The organism is Streptomyces sp. CRN 30, assembly GCF_034105845.1.
This window is the reverse complement of record NZ_JAVRHI010000460.1, coordinates 49,061-63,186: the sequence shown is the minus strand read 5'-3', so window position 1 is coordinate 63,186 and position 14,126 is coordinate 49,061. Positions and strand designations below refer to the sequence as shown.

Annotated in this window: 11 protein-coding genes and 1 pseudogene; 11 read left to right on the top strand and 1 reads right to left on the bottom strand. The window is 71.4% G+C overall.

Features of this window, described 5'->3' with window-relative positions:
- From UW392_RS52615 to UW392_RS52600, 4 genes and pseudogenes are all read left to right on the top strand, one after another.
- Nucleotides 1-350 (top strand): type II secretion system F family protein (locus tag UW392_RS52615; protein ID WP_320782554.1); only part of this gene is annotated, 350 nt, incomplete at its 5' end.
- Between the two features lie 146 nt (nt 351-496).
- Nucleotides 497-754, top strand: a complete 258-nt coding sequence (locus UW392_RS52610; protein ID WP_414497555.1) for a DUF4244 domain-containing protein — start codon at nt 497-499, stop codon at nt 752-754.
- Nucleotides 741-1,127, top strand: a complete 387-nt coding sequence (locus UW392_RS52605) for a TadE family type IV pilus minor pilin (protein ID WP_320782552.1) — start codon at nt 741-743, stop codon at nt 1,125-1,127. The genes UW392_RS52610 and UW392_RS52605 overlap by 14 nt, the downstream gene beginning before the upstream one ends.
- 14 nt (nt 1,128-1,141) lie before the next feature.
- Nucleotides 1,142-1,546, top strand: a pseudogene (locus UW392_RS52600) (Rv3654c family TadE-like protein); the annotation flags it as partial.
- Nucleotides 1,547-1,589: 43 nt separating this feature from the next.
- On the opposite strand, the gene UW392_RS52595 reads toward UW392_RS52600, so the two are convergent.
- Nucleotides 1,590-4,325 carry a DEAD/DEAH box helicase gene (locus UW392_RS52595; RefSeq protein WP_320782551.1) on the bottom strand — a complete coding sequence of 912 codons (2,736 nt, stop codon included), beginning with the start codon at nt 4,323-4,325 and terminating at the stop codon, nt 1,590-1,592.
- A gap of 81 nt (nt 4,326-4,406) precedes the next feature.
- On the opposite strand from UW392_RS52595, the gene bldG reads away from it, so the two are divergent.
- From bldG to topA, 7 genes are all read left to right on the top strand, one after another.
- The gene (gene bldG, locus UW392_RS52590; RefSeq protein ID WP_003975386.1) at nt 4,407-4,748 is read left to right on the top strand and encodes an anti-sigma factor antagonist BldG; all 342 of its coding nucleotides are present in this window, start codon (nt 4,407-4,409) and stop codon (nt 4,746-4,748) included.
- 113 nt (nt 4,749-4,861) lie between these two features.
- The gene (locus tag UW392_RS52585; protein WP_320782550.1) at nt 4,862-5,290 is read left to right on the top strand and encodes an ATP-binding protein; all 429 of its coding nucleotides are present in this window, start codon (nt 4,862-4,864) and stop codon (nt 5,288-5,290) included.
- Between the two features lie 351 nt (nt 5,291-5,641).
- Complete coding sequence (locus UW392_RS52580; RefSeq protein ID WP_320782549.1) at nt 5,642-8,038, top strand: sodium-translocating pyrophosphatase; 2,397 nt, start codon at nt 5,642-5,644, stop codon at nt 8,036-8,038.
- A 221-nt stretch (nt 8,039-8,259) separates the two neighbouring features.
- Entirely contained in the window at nt 8,260-8,850 is a 591-nt protein-coding gene (locus UW392_RS52575) for a small secreted protein (RefSeq protein ID WP_320782548.1), read from the top strand.
- 222 nt (nt 8,851-9,072) lie between these two features.
- Nucleotides 9,073-10,593, top strand: a complete 1,521-nt coding sequence (locus UW392_RS52570; RefSeq protein ID WP_320782547.1) for a class I SAM-dependent methyltransferase — start codon at nt 9,073-9,075, stop codon at nt 10,591-10,593.
- 148 nt (nt 10,594-10,741) lie between these two features.
- Entirely contained in the window at nt 10,742-10,939 is a 198-nt protein-coding gene (locus UW392_RS52565; RefSeq protein ID WP_320782546.1) for a hypothetical protein, read from the top strand.
- Between the two features lie 273 nt (nt 10,940-11,212).
- Nucleotides 11,213-14,080: a type I DNA topoisomerase gene (gene topA / locus UW392_RS52560; protein WP_320782545.1), complete on the top strand. Its 2,868-nt coding sequence runs from the start codon at nt 11,213-11,215 to the stop codon at nt 14,078-14,080.
- The last annotated feature ends 46 nt before the right edge of the window (nt 14,081-14,126 follow it).

Genomic DNA, 14,126 nt, shown 5'->3' with positions numbered 1-14,126 from the left:
TCGGCGGGCCGGTCGGTGACGCGCTGGCGCGCGGTGCGGCCGAGCTCCGGCTGGGCGGCGATCCGGGCGGGTCCTGGCACCGGCTGGCCGCGATCCCCGGTGCCTCGGCCCTGGCCCGCCTGTTGGAGCGCGCCGATGTGTCCGGGTTGCCGGCGGCCGGGCCGGTCGCGAGCCTCGCCGAGCAGGCACGCGCGGACTGGGCACGGACGACCACCGCGCGGGCCCGGCGGGCGGCCGTCATGGTCACCGCGCCGGTGGGCCTCTGTTTCCTGCCCGCGTTCATCGCGGTGGGCGTCCTGCCGGTGGTGATCGGCCTGGCGGGCGGGGTGCTGGGAGGAGGTGGCGGATGACGGACCGGGGACGAGGCACCGGGCGACCGGCGGGGCGGCGATGACCGTGGCGCATCGGGACGACGGAACGAACAGGTCAGAGACGAAACGGGGGTTGACGAATGCGTTGGATGGTTCGGGCACGGCTGAGTGCCCTGATGCGCGGGATGCGCGGCATGCAATGGACGCGTGGGGCGCGTCGGGTGAGTCGGGTGAGCTGGGTGAGCCGGGTGCGTGGGACGTGGGCGACGCGGTGGACGGGCGTGGCCGGTCGGAGGGACGCGGGGATGGTCACGTCCGAGTACGCCATGGGCATCGTCGCGGCGGTGGCGTTCGCGGTGGTCCTCTACAAGGTGGTGACCAGCGGAACGGTCAGCGCGGAGCTGGAGAGCATCGTGAAGCGGGCGCTCGATGCGCGGATGTGAGAGGGCCCCGGCCCAGCGGGGCGACGGCGGTTTCGTGACCGCCGAGACGGCCGTGGCGCTCCCGGTCCTGGTGCTGTTCGCCATGGCGCTGGTGTGGGGGCTGCTGGTCGCGGCCGCGCAGATCCAGTGTGTGGACGCGGCCCGGACCGGCGCCCGCGCGGCGGCGCGGGACGACCCGGCCGACGCGGTCGCCGAGGTGACCCGGGAGGCGGCGCCGGACGGGGCGGAGGTGACGGTCAGCCGCGCGGGGGAGTGGGTGCGGGTGGCCGTGGTGGCGAGGCCACCGGTGCTGAGGGGCCTGCCGTTCGAGGTGCGGGAGGAAGCGGTGGCCTCGGTGGAGTCGACGGTGCCGGTCGCCGGGGAGGGGCTGTGAGGGTCGGTCAGGCAGTGCGGCGGACGGTACGGGGACCCTGCCCGGACCGGGGTTCCGCCACCGTCTGGAGCGTCGCGGTCATCACGGTGCTGTGTGTGGTGTTCGGGGTCGTCCTGGCGCTGGGACAGGCCGTCGTCACCCGGCACCGGGCTGCCGGGGGTGCCGATCTCGCGGCTCTCGCGGCGGCGGACCACTGGGCGGACGGCGGCGCCGGGGCGTGCTCCCGGGCGGACCGGGTCGCGAGAGCCCAGGGGACACGGCTCGTGCGGTGCGTGCTCACCGGGCAGGTGTCGGACGTGACGGCCGCGGCCGGGCGGGGCCCCTTCACAGCGGAGGTCAGGGCTCGCGCGGGCCCGGACCCGGCCCTCCCCCGACACTCCACGCCTCTTTCCGGGCCCTCCACGCCTCCTATCGGGCCCTCCACGCCCCCTTCCCGGCCCCTTACGCCCCCTCCCTGGCCCTCTACGCCCTTTCTCCGGCTTCCTCCCCACGAGGTTTCTCCCCCGCCTCCAGCTCCTGCGTCACCGCCTCGGCCACCTCGACCTCCGCCGTCACCTCGGCCGCGGCCTCCCGCGTCGCCCCCTTGACCGACGGGAGGGGCCCCGACGGCCGCCCCGGCGACACCACCGCCTCGGCCCGCCCGTCCCGTTCCGCGTCCGCCTCCGCGTCCGGGGCCGACGCCGAGGGCCCAGCCGCATCCGCACCCGCACCCGCATCCACGTCCGGAACCGCGGGCCGAGCCCCCGGTTCCGACCCCGCCCCCCGCAACAGCACTGTCAGCAACCGCACCGCGCCCCGCTTGTGCAACGGGTCGTTGCCGTTGCCGCACTTGGGGGACTGGATGCAGGAGGGGCAGCCGGCGTCGCACTCGCAGGAGGCGATGGCCTCCCGGGTGGCGGTGAGCCACTCGCGGGCCGTGTGGAACGCCCGTTCGGCGAAGCCCGCGCCGCCGGGGTGACCGTCGTAGACGAAGACCGTCGGCAGGAGGGTGTCGGGGTGCAGCGGTACGGACACGCCGCCGATGTCCCAGCGGTCGCAGGTGGCGAAGAGCGGCAGCATGCCGATGGAGGCGTGTTCGGCGGCGTGCAGGGCGCCGCCGAGGTTCTCCGGGTTGACGCGGGCGGCGTCGAGCTGGTCCTCGGTGACGGTCCACCACACGGCGCGGGTGCGCAGCGTGCGGGGAGGGAGGTCGAGTTTGGTCTCGCCGAGCACCTCGCCGGTGATCAGGCGGCGGCGCAGGAAGGAGACGACCTGGTTGGTGACCTCGACGGAGCCGTAGCACAGGCGTCCGTCGCCCCACGGGACCTCGATGTCGGTCTCCAGGACGGAGATGGCGGTGGTGTCGCGGGCGACGGTCGAGTAGGACGGGCTGGCCTGTTCGACCAGGGCGACGGAGTCCTCCAGGTCCAGGGACCGTACGAGATACGTGCGCCCCTGGTGCAGGTGGACGGCGCCCTCGTGGACGGTCGTGTGGGCGGCGCCGGCGTCGACCGTGCCGAGCAGGCGGCCGGTGCCCTCCTCGACGATCTGGACCGGCCGTCCGCCCTCGCCGCGGATGTCGGTGAGGTCGGCGGCCCGTTCCCGGCGGGTCCAGTGCCAGGCCCTGGTCCGGCGGCGGAGCAGCTTCGCGGCCTCCAGCTGGGGGAGGAGTTCCTCGCACGCCGGGCCGAACAGTTCCAGGTCGTCCTCCGTCAGCGGCAGCTCGGCGGCCGCCGCGCAGAGGTGCGGGGCGAGCACGTAGGGGTTGTCCGGGTCGAGCACCGTGGACTCGACCGGCTGGTCGAAGAGGGCCTCGGGGTGGTGGACGAGGAATGTGTCCAGCGGGTCGTCGCGGGCGACCAGGACGGCGAGCGCGCCCTGGCCCGAGCGGCCCGCCCGGCCCGCCTGCTGCCACAGCGAGGCGCGGGTGCCCGGGTAGCCGGCGATGACGACGGCGTCGAGGCCGGAGATGTCGACGCCGAGTTCGAGGGCGTTGGTGGCCGCGAGGCCGAGGAGTTCGCCGGAGTGCAGGGCGCGTTCGAGAGCGCGCCGTTCCTCCGGCAGATAGCCGCCGCGGTACGCCGCGACACGCCCGGTCAGAGAACGGTCCACCTCGGCGAGGCGCTCCTGCGCGATGACGGAGATGAGTTCGGCACCGCGCCGGGAGCGGACGAAGGTGATGGAGCGCATGCCCTGCACGGTGAGGTCGGTGAGCAGGTCGGCGGCCTCGGCGGTGGCCGTGCGGCGGACGGGCGCGCCTTTCTCGCCCTCCAGTTCGGTCAGGGGCGGCTCCCAGAGGGCGAACACCAGTTCACCGCGGGGGGAGGCGTCGTCGGCGACCTCCACGACCGGCAGTCCGGTGAGCCGGCGGGCGGCCGCCGCGGGCTCGGCGGCGGTGGCGGAGGCCAGCAGGAACACCGGCGAGGAGCCGTAGCGGGCACACAGGCGGCGCAGCCGGCGGAGCACCTGCGCGACGTGCGAGCCGAACACGCCGCGATAGGTGTGGCACTCGTCGATGACGACGTACTTGAGTGCTCTGAGGAAGGAGGACCAGCGGGGGTGGGAGGGCAGGATGCCGCGGTGCAGCATGTCCGGGTTGGTGAGCACGAACGTGGCGTACTGCCGAATCCATTCGCGCTCCTCGAACGGGGTGTCGCCGTCGTGGACGGCGGCGCGCACGGCCGTGCCGAGGGGTTGTGAAAGTTCCTTCACCGACCGGCACTGGTCGGCTGCGAGGGCTTTGGTGGGGGCCAGGTAGAGGGCGGTCGCGCCCCGTCCGTTGGGGGCCTCCGAGCCGTCCAGGAGCGTGGAGAGGACCGGCACGAGGTAGGCGAGGGACTTGCCGGACGCCGTGCCCGTGGCGACGACCACCGAGTCGCCGTCCAGGGCGTGCTCGACCACGCGTGCCTGGTGGGCCCAGGGGTGTTCGATGCCCGCCGCGTGTACCGCCGCGAGGACCTCCGGGCGAATCCGGTCGGGCCAGACGGCATGGCGGCCCGTTCGCGGGGGCAAGTGCTCCGTATGAGTGATGCGCGAAGCCCGGCTCTGCCCCGCGGCGAGCCGGTCCAGGACCGCGCCCGGATCCAGCCGGGACGCGGGGTCCGTCGGGGATCGATCGAATCGGTGATTCTCGGCCATCGGCACCGAGTGTGTCACTGGCGTGACGGACAATGGGACCAAGGCGTCGTGCACGCCTGCCGGTAAGTGATTGAATGCCATCGCGGCTGGCGAACCGTCCAGGGGGCTCCAAGCCGAGGCGCCCTCAGGGCGACCGCTCGATAGCAAGGTGCTGGAGGATCCGTGGACCTGTCCCTGTCGACCCGTACCGTCGGCGATCGTACGGTCGTCGAGGTCGGTGGCGAAATTGACGTATACACCGCGCCCAAGCTGCGCGAGCAGCTGGTCGAGCTGGTGAACGACGGGAGTTTCCACCTCGTCGTCGACATGGAGGGCGTGGACTTCCTCGACTCCACCGGACTCGGCGTGCTGGTCGGCGGCCTGAAGCGGGTGCGGGCCCATGAGGGCTCGCTGCGCCTGGTCTGCAACCAGGAGCGCATTCTCAAGATCTTCCGTATCACCGGCCTCACCAAGGTGTTCCCGATTCACACCTCGGTCGAGGAAGCGGTGGCGGCCACCGACTGATGACGACCGCCGTCCCGGACCCCCGGGTCCGGGACGGACGGAAGAAGAACCAGGGGGCCGGGCTCTCGGCGGCCCGTCCCTCGACAGCACGCCCGTAGTTCCGAGGGGGATGCATGGCCACCGTTGAACTCCGCTTCAGCGCGCTGCCCGAGCACGTCAGGACCGCCCGCTTGGTGGCGGCCGCGGTGGCGCGCAGGGCCGGAGTGGACGAGGCCGTCCTCGACGAGGTCAGGCTCGCCGTCGGCGAGGCCTGCACCCGTGCCGTCGGACTGCACCAGAACGGCGGCATCTCGGCCCCCGTCAAGGTGTCGCTGATCGAGGAGGAGAAGCAGTTCTCCATCGAGGTCGGCGACGAGGCGCCGCACACGGCCGGCGGCAGCGCCCCCGGAGCCGCGGGCGACGACCCGGAGGCCGAGGAGGACGAGATGGGTCTCGCGGTCATCAGCGGGCTCGTCGACGACGTGGAGGTCAAGGCCGGAGCGGACGGCGGACTCATCCGCATGACCTGGCCGACGACGCCGCCCATCGTGCCGCTCGCCTGAACAGCGGCACCTTCCGCCGACCCCCGCAGGGCCCTACCGAGTAGGGCCCTTTGTCGTGTGCGGTCCTGTGCGTGCGGTCGGGCGCGGTCGCGTGCGGTCGCGTGCGTGCGGCCGTGTGCGGGAAACGGAATCCGTGCTTACAGTGGTTGCATGCGGGCTTTTAGTGAACGAATTCACGATCAATGCCCGGTCGCTGTTTTTGATCTCGGCTCCGCGCAATCAATGCTTTGAGGCCATTACTGCTTTTCGGGTTGACGGGCCGATTACTTTTGTCATGCACTGTTTAGATCAGGTTCCGGTACCTAGAATCCGTCCACATCTTGAGCTCGGCCCAAGCGTCAAGGAGGACGAATGGCGGATCCTTATCAGTTGGGCGACTCCTCGACTCTCGCCGCCGCGGCACTGACCGACGGCAATCGTGTCATCGTCGCCGTCATCGCCGTGGTGGCGCTGGCGGCGTTGGTGGTCGCGGGCGTCCTGGTGCGCCAGGTACTCGCGGCGGGCGAGGGAACCGACAGCATGAAGAAGATCGCAGCGGCCGTCCAGGAAGGCGCCAACGCCTATCTGGCCAGGCAGTTGCGCACCCTCGGCGTATTCGCCGTGATCGTTTTCTTCCTGCTCATGCTGCTGCCCGCGGACGACTGGAATCAGCGCATCGGACGATCGGTGTTCTTCTTGATCGGTGCGGCGTTCTCGGCGGCCACCGGTTATATCGGCATGTGGCTGGCCGTGCGCAGTAATGTGCGGGTCGCCGCCGCGGCCCGGGAAGCGACACCGGGGCCGGGAGAGCCGAAAAAGGATCTCACTCTCGTCTCTCACAAGGCGATGAAGATCGCTTTTCGCACGGGCGGTGTCGTCGGCATGTTCACGGTGGGGCTCGGCCTGCTCGGCGCCTCCTGCGTGGTGCTGGTGTACGCGGCCGACGCGCCCAAGGTCCTGGAGGGGTTCGGCCTCGGCGCGGCGCTCATCGCCATGTTCATGAGGGTCGGCGGCGGCATCTTCACCAAGGCCGCCGACGTCGGCGCCGACCTGGTCGGCAAGGTCGAGAAGGGCATCCCGGAGGACGACCCGCGCAACGCCGCGACCATCGCCGACAACGTCGGTGACAACGTCGGCGACTGCGCGGGCATGGCCGCCGACCTCTTCGAGTCGTACGCCGTGACCCTGGTGGCCGCGCTGATCCTCGGCAAGGTCGCCTTCGGCGACTCCGGGCTGGCGTTCCCGCTGCTGGTCCCGGCGATCGGCGTGGTCACCGCCATGATCGGCATCTTCGCGGTGGCACCCCGGCGGACCGACCGCAGCGGGATGAGCGCGATCAACCGGGGCTTCTTCGTCTCCGCGGTGATCTCGCTCGTGCTGGTGGCGGTGGCCGTCTTCGTCTACCTGCCGGGCACGTACGCCGAGTTGGACGGCGTCACCGACACGGCCATCGCGGGCAAGGACGGCGACCCGCGGATCCTCGCGCTGATCGCGGTCGCCATCGGCATCGTGCTCGCCGCGCTGATCCAGCAGCTCACCGGCTACTTCACCGAGACGACCCGGCGCCCCGTGCGGGACATCGGCAAGACCTCGCTCACCGGCCCGGCCACCGTGGTCCTCGCCGGGGTCTCCATCGGGCTGGAGTCCGCCGTCTACACCGCGCTGCTGATCGGTCTGGGCGTGTACGGCGCGTTCCTGCTCGGCGGTACGTCGATCATGCTGGCGCTGTTCGCGGTGGCGCTGGCCGGCACCGGTCTGCTCACCACGGTCGGCGTGATCGTCGCGATGGACACCTTCGGGCCGGTCTCCGACAACGCCCAGGGCATCGCCGAGATGTCCGGCGACGTCGAGGGCGAGGGCGCGCAGGTCCTCACCGACCTCGACGCCGTCGGCAACACCACCAAGGCCATCACCAAGGGCATAGCCATCGCCACGGCCGTCCTGGCGGCGGCGGCGCTCTTCGGGTCGTACCGCGACGCCATCACCACCGGCGCCCGGGACGTCGGCGAGAAGCTCAGCGGCGAGGGCGCGCCGATGAGCCTGATGATGGACATCTCCCAGCCCAACAACCTCGTCGGGCTCATCGCGGGCGCGGCGGTCGTCTTCCTCTTCTCCGGACTGGCGATCAACGCGGTGTCGCGGTCGGCGGGCGCGGTGGTCTTCGAGGTGCGGCGGCAGTTCCGCGAGAAGCCCGGGATCATGAACCACACCGAGACGCCCGAGTACGGCAAGGTCGTCGACATCTGCACCCGGGACGCCCTGCGGGAGCTCGCCACGCCCGGACTGCTCGCCGTGCTGGCGCCGATCTTCATCGGTTTCACGCTCGGCGTCGGCGCCCTGGGCGCCTACCTGGCGGGCGCGATCGGCGCGGGCACGCTGATGGCCGTGTTCCTCGCCAACTCCGGTGGCGCCTGGGACAACGCCAAGAAGCTCGTCGAGGACGGCCACCACGGCGGCAAGGGCAGCGAGGCGCATGCCGCCACCGTCATCGGCGACACGGTCGGCGACCCCTTCAAGGACACCGCGGGACCGGCGATCAACCCGCTGCTGAAGGTCATGAACCTGGTCTCGCTGCTCATCGCGCCCGCCGTGATCAAGTTCTCCTACGGCCCCGACGAGAACGTGGGGGTCCGGGTGCTGATCGCGGCCATCGCGTTCCTGGTCATCGTCGGCGCGGTCTTCGTCTCCAAGCGGCGCGGCATCGCGATGGGTGACGAGGACAACGCCGGGCAGGAACCCAAGTCGGCGGACAGGGCGGTGGTTTCCTAGGCGGCTTCTTGAGGGAGAGGGCCGGCCGAAACGGCCGTGCCGGGGTCAAGAAGCGGGCGGAAGAGGCGTATTGACGCGTCGGCCGCCCGCTTCGCGCGCGTACGCGCCCCCTTTCCGTGACCCTTCTCTCGCTTGGTGCAAATGGCTGCATAAACGGTCTTACCGGACCTGGGTTACGGGGATGTCGCCCAGATGGCGTGTATGTTCCGGGGCCGAGAGCCATGGAAGGGACCAATCCGGTGAACAAGAAGCTCGCGGCCGCACTGTCCGGCGGTGCGGTACTGGTACTGGCGCTGACGGGATGCGGCGGCGACGACAACAGCGACAAGCTCAACTCCTGGGCCGAGACGGTCTGCGACGGCGTACAGCCGCAGGCCAAGAAGATCGAGGCAGCCAACGCCTCGATCCAGAAGCAGACCTCGGACAGCAGCCGGCCCGCCGACGTCCAGAAGACCGACGCGCAGGCGTTCCAGGACATGTCCGACGCCTACAAGGCGATGGGCGCCGCCGTGCAGAAGGCCGGCGCGCCCGACGTCGACGGCGGCGAGAAGAAGCAGAAGGCCGCGGTCTCGGAGCTGAACCAGCTGTCGTCGTCCTACGCCTCGCTGAAGAAGCAGGTCGAGGAGTTGGACACCAAGGACCAGGCGAAGTTCGCCGACGGGCTCAAGGACATCGCCAGCGAGCTGAACAAGCTCAGCGAGAGCGGCAACGACGCGCTCAAGGACCTTGAGGAGGGCGACGTCGGCCAGGCGATGGCCAAGCAGGCCAGCTGCAAGTCCGCCTCGGCCCCGGCGTCCGCCACGACGAGCTGACGCCCGCGCCGGCACCCGTGCCGACAGCTGTATCGAGATCGGCGCCGGCACCCGTGCCGACAGCTGTATCGACATCCGCGCCGACACTCGTGCCGACACCCGTATCGACATCCGCGTCGGCACCCGTGCCGATACCCGTAGCGGCATCCGTGCCGACACCCATGCCGACGGGCTGACGCCCGGCGCCCCGGATCCGGGCCGGATCAGGGCCACAATGGGGGCGTGAGTAACGCCGACCTCTCCCCCCTGCCCGCCACCGACCGCCCCGACATCGCCGCCCGGCTCCGGGACGCCCTGCTCGGGGCCTCGTTCACCGCCGACGGTCTGCTGGAGCTGCTCGGCGCCCCCGCCTACGCGGCGCTCTCCCGCAGCGAGACCGTCCCCGCGCTGCGCGCCACGCGCGGCGACACGCCGCTGGAGACGCTCGTACGGCTCTTCCTGCTGCAGCAGCCGGTGCCGCACGCGCGCGTGGCGGACGTCCTGCCCGTCGCCGACTGCCTGGAGAGCGGCTGGCTGGTGCGGACCGGCGAGGACGAGGTCGCGGCCACCGCCGACGTACGGCCGTACGGCGGGCCGGCCGGCGAGGACTGGTTCATCGTCTCCGACCTGGGCTGCGCGGTGGGCGGCGCCGGGGGCATCGGGAGCCGCGCGGAGGGCGTCGTCCTCGGCGTCGGCGGCGCGTCCACGACGCTGGCCGGGCTGACGGTCCGTACGCCCGTCGCCGCCGCGCTCGACCTCGGCACCGGCTCCGGCGTGCAGGCGCTGCACGCCGCGCAGCACGCCATCAGGGTGACCGCCACCGACGTCAACCCGCGTGCCCTGCACATCACCGCCCTCACGCTCGCGCTCTCCGGGGTCCACGGTGCCGACCTGCGCGAGGGGTCGCTCTTCGAGCCGGTCGGGGACGACGAGCGGTACGACCTGATCGTCTCCAACCCGCCCTTCGTCATCTCGCCCGGCGCGCGGCTGACGTACCGCGACGGCGGGATGGGCGGGGACGATCTGTGCCGCACGCTCGTTCAGCAGGCGGGGGAACGGCTGAATCCCGGTGGCTACGCGCAGTTCCTCGCCAACTGGCAGCACGTGGAGGGGGAGGAGTGGACCGACCGGCTGCGCTCCTGGGTGCCGCGCGGGTGCGACGCCTGGATCGTGCAGCGCGAGGTGCAGGACATCACGCAGTACGCCGAGCTGTGGCTGCGGGACGCGGGCGACCACCGTGACGACACGGCGGCGTACCAGGCGCGGTACGACGCGTGGCTGGACGAGTTCGAGGCGCGCAAGGTCCGCGCCGTCGGGTTCGGCTGGATCACGCTGCGCCGCACCGACGCCGCCGAGCCCTCCGTCACGGTCGAGGAGTGGCCGCACCCCGTCGAGCAGCCGCTCGGCGACACGGTCCGCGCCCACTTCGACCGGGTCGACTACCTGCGCAGCCACGACGACGCGGCGCTGCTCGCCGCGCGCTTCACCCTGGCCGAGGAGGTCGTGCAGGAGCAGGTGGGGCTGCCCGGCGCCGAGGACCCGGAGCACGTCGTCCTGCGGCAGCACCGCGGCATGCGCCGGGCCACCCGGGTGGACACGGTCGGCGCCGGGTTCGCCGGCGTCTGCGACGGCTCGATGACCGCGGGCCGCATCCTCGACGCGATCGCCCAGCTCCTGGGCGAGGACCCGGTGGCGCTGCGCGACCGTACCCCGGCCCAGATCCGGCTGCTGGTGGAGCAGGGGTTCCTGGTGGCCACGGGGTGAGCCGGGGCGGGGGACGAGCGGGCGACATCCCGCCACCACCCCCGTGTTCACCTCCCCTTCGCCTGGCTGCCGTCCGCGCGTGGCAGCCTCTCGGCAGGCGTGGTTCCCGCAGACGGGAAACGACCGGAAACAAGGGGCACGGAGAGCCATGGAGCGTGGGCCGGCGATCTTCGCGGGAGTGGTGTTCGTCCTGTTCGGGGGCGCTCTGCTGGTGTGGACCGCGACCCAGGTGCGCTACCGGCGCCCCGTCGCCCACGGTGTGAGCCCCGTCGCATCGGCGGCCGTCGCGACCGTCGCCGCGGTGGTCGCCCTGGCGCTCGGCGCCTGGTGTCTCACGCACCTCTGAACGGCGGGTTCCGTACTCGTCCGACCCCGCGCGGCGCGTAACCGGGAGATCGCACTCCGGATACACGCCAGGAAGCCCGTGCACACTCCGGGCGGCAGGAAGAGGGTTAGTCGGGTTACCGTTCGAGTGGCCGTTGCGGGCTTTTCCCGTTTGACACGGGGGCGGGAGGTACCGTCACACTCCGCAGCGTCACGAGCGAACAAGGAAGCAGGACCCGACCCCGGGACCCACGCCTGGGGCAGTCCCCAGCGTCGACCGGAGAGAAGAGCGAAGTTGTCCCCGACCAGCGAGACCGCAAAGGGCGGCCGCCGACTCGTCATCGTCGAGTCGCCTGCCAAGGCGAAGACGATCAAGGGCTACCTCGGCCCCGGCTACGTCGTCGAAGCGAGCGTCGGGCACATCCGCGACCTTCCCAACGGCGCCGCCGAGGTGCCCGAGAAGTACACCGGTGAGGTCCGCCGCCTCGGGGTGGACGTCGACCACGACTTCCAGCCGATCTACGTGGTCAACGCCGACAAGAGGGCGCAGGTCAAGAAGCTCAAGGACCTGCTGAAGGACTCCGACGAACTCTTCCTCGCCACCGATGAGGACCGCGAGGGCGAGGCCATCGCCTGGCACCTCCAGGAAGTCCTCAAGCCGAAGATCCCGGTCAAGCGCATGGTGTTCCACGAGATCACCAAGGACGCGATCCGTGACGCCGTCGCCAACCCGCGCCAGCTCAACAAGAAGCTCGTCGACGCCCAGGAGACCCGCCGCATCCTCGACCGCCTCTACGGCTACGAGGTCTCGCCGGTGCTGTGGAAGAAGGTCATGCCGCGGCTGTCGGCGGGTCGCGTCCAGTCCGTCGCCACCCGGCTCGTGGTGGAGCGGGAGCGCGAGCGCATCGCCTTCCGCTCGGCGGAGTACTGGGACCTGACCGGCACCTTCGGCACCGGCCGTGCGGGAGACGCCAGCGACCCCTCGACGCTCGTCGCGCGGCTCCAGACCGTCGACGGCCGGCGCGTCGCGCAGGGCCGCGACTTCGACTCCCTCGGACAGCTCAAGGGCGCCAACACCCTCCACCTCGACGAGGCGAACGCCCGCGCGCTGGCCGCCGCCCTGGAGAACACGCGGTTCGCGGTCCGCTCCGTCGAGTCGAAGCCGTACCGCCGCTCGCCGTACGCACCGTTCCGTACGACGACGCTCCAGCAGGAGGCGAGCCGCAAGCTCGGCTTCGGCGCGAAGGCCACCATGCAGGTCGCGCAGAAGCTGTACGAGAACGGCTACATCACCTACATGCGTACGGACTCCACGACGCTGAGCGACACAGCGGTCACCGCGGCCCGCGCGCAGGTCACGCAGTTGTACGGGGCCGACTACCTGCCCCCGCAGCCGCGCACGTATGCCGGGAAGGTCAAGAACGCGCAGGAGGCGCACGAGGCGATCCGCCCCTCGGGCGACCGCTTCCGTACGCCGGCGGAGACCGGTCTGAGCGGCGACCAGTTCCGGCTCTACGAGCTGATCTGGAAGCGGACCGTCGCCTCGCAGATGAAGGACGCGACCGGCAACTCCGTCACGGTCAAGATCGGCGGCACCGCCTCCGACGGCCGGGACGTCGAGTTCAGCGCGTCCGGGAAGACCATCACCTTCCACGGTTTCCTCAAGGCCTACGTCGAGGGCGCCGACGACCCCAACGCCGAGCTGGACGACCGCGAGCGCCGGCTGCCGCAGGTCGACGAGGGCGACCCGCTGACCGCCGAGGAAGTGACGGTCGACGGACACGCCACCAAGCCCCCGGCCCGCTACACCGAGGCGTCGCTGGTCAAGGAGCTGGAAGAGCGCGAGATCGGCCGCCCGTCGACGTACGCGTCGATCATCGGCACCATCCTCGACCGCGGCTACGTCTTCAAGAAGGGCACCGCGCTCGTCCCGTCCTTCCTCTCCTTCGCCGTGGTCAACCTCCTGGAGAAGCACTTCGGGCGGCTCGTCGACTACGACTTCACCGCCAAGATGGAGGACGACCTCGACGCCATCGCGCGCGGCGAGGCCCAGGCCGTGCCGTGGCTGCGCCGCTTCTACTTCGGCGAGACCGCGTCGGACGGCGGCTTCGCCGCGGGCGGCACGGGCGGGGCGGCCGACGCGGGCAACGGCGACGGCGACCACCTCGGCGGCCTCAAGGAACTGGTGACCGACCTCGGCGCGATCGACGCCCGCGAGGTCTCCTCGTTCCCCGTCGGCAACGACATCGTGCTGCGCGTCGGGCGCTACGGCCCGTACATCGAGCGCGGCGAGAAGGACTCCGAGAACCACCAGCGCGCCGACATCCCCGAGGACCTGGCGCCCGACGAGCTCGACGTCGAACTGGCGGAGGAACTGCTCGCCAAGCCGAGCGGGGACTTCGAGCTGGGCACCGACCCGGTGAGCGGCCACGCCATCGTCGCCAAGGACGGCCGCTACGGCCCGTACGTCACCGAGGTGCTCCCCGAGGGCACCCCGAAGACCGGCAAGAACGCCGTGAAACCGCGGACCGCCTCGCTGTTCAAGACGATGACCCTGGACACGGTCACCCTCGACGACGCCCTGAAGCTGATGTCGCTGCCGCGCGTCGTCGGCACCGACGCCGAGGGCGTGGAGATCACCGCGCAGAACGGCCGCTACGGCCCGTACCTGAAGAAGGGCACGGACTCGCGGTCGCTGACCTCCGAGGACCAGCTCTTCACGATCACGCTGGAAGAGGCGCTGGCGATCTACGCCCAGCCCAAGCAGCGCGGCCGGGCAGCGGCCAAGCCGCCGCTGAAGGAGCTGGGCACCGACCCGGTCAGCGAGAAGCCCGTGGTGGTCAAGGACGGCCGCTTCGGTCCGTACGTCACCGACGGGGAGACCAACGCGACGCTGCGCTCCGGCGACAGCGTCGAGGAGATCACCCCGGAGCGCGGCTACGAGCTGCTCGCCGAGAAGCGCGCCAAGGGACCCGCCAAGAAGACGGCGAAGAAGACGACGGCCAAGAAGACGGCCGCGAAGAAGGCCCCGGCCAAGAAGACCGCGGCGAAGAAGACCACCGCCAAGAAGACGACGACGGCCAAGAAGGCGTCGACCACGGCGAAGAAGACGACGGCCACGGCGGCGAAGAAGGCGGCCACCGCCGGGCCGGCCGAGGACTGAGTCCGGCCGCGCCCGCTTCCGCTTCGGCACATTCTCTTCGCAAAGC

Excerpts from the sequence above, each read along its gene's own strand:
- UW392_RS52610 (WP_414497555.1), top strand. The coding sequence starts at position 497 with ATGCGCGGCATGCAATGGACGCGTGGGGCGCGTCGGGTGAGTCGGGTG.
- UW392_RS52575 (WP_320782548.1), top strand. The coding sequence starts at position 8,260 with ATGGAAGGGACCAATCCGGTGAACAAGAAGCTCGCGGCCGCACTGTCC.
- UW392_RS52585 (WP_320782550.1), top strand. The coding sequence starts at position 4,862 with ATGGCCACCGTTGAACTCCGCTTCAGCGCGCTGCCCGAGCACGTCAGG.
- UW392_RS52605 (WP_320782552.1), top strand. The coding sequence starts at position 741 with ATGCGCGGATGTGAGAGGGCCCCGGCCCAGCGGGGCGACGGCGGTTTC.
- UW392_RS52565 (WP_320782546.1), top strand. The coding sequence starts at position 10,742 with ATGGAGCGTGGGCCGGCGATCTTCGCGGGAGTGGTGTTCGTCCTGTTC.
- UW392_RS52595 (WP_320782551.1), bottom strand. The coding sequence starts at position 4,325 with ATGGCATTCAATCACTTACCGGCAGGCGTGCACGACGCCTTGGTCCCA.
- UW392_RS52580 (WP_320782549.1), top strand. The coding sequence starts at position 5,642 with ATGGCGGATCCTTATCAGTTGGGCGACTCCTCGACTCTCGCCGCCGCG.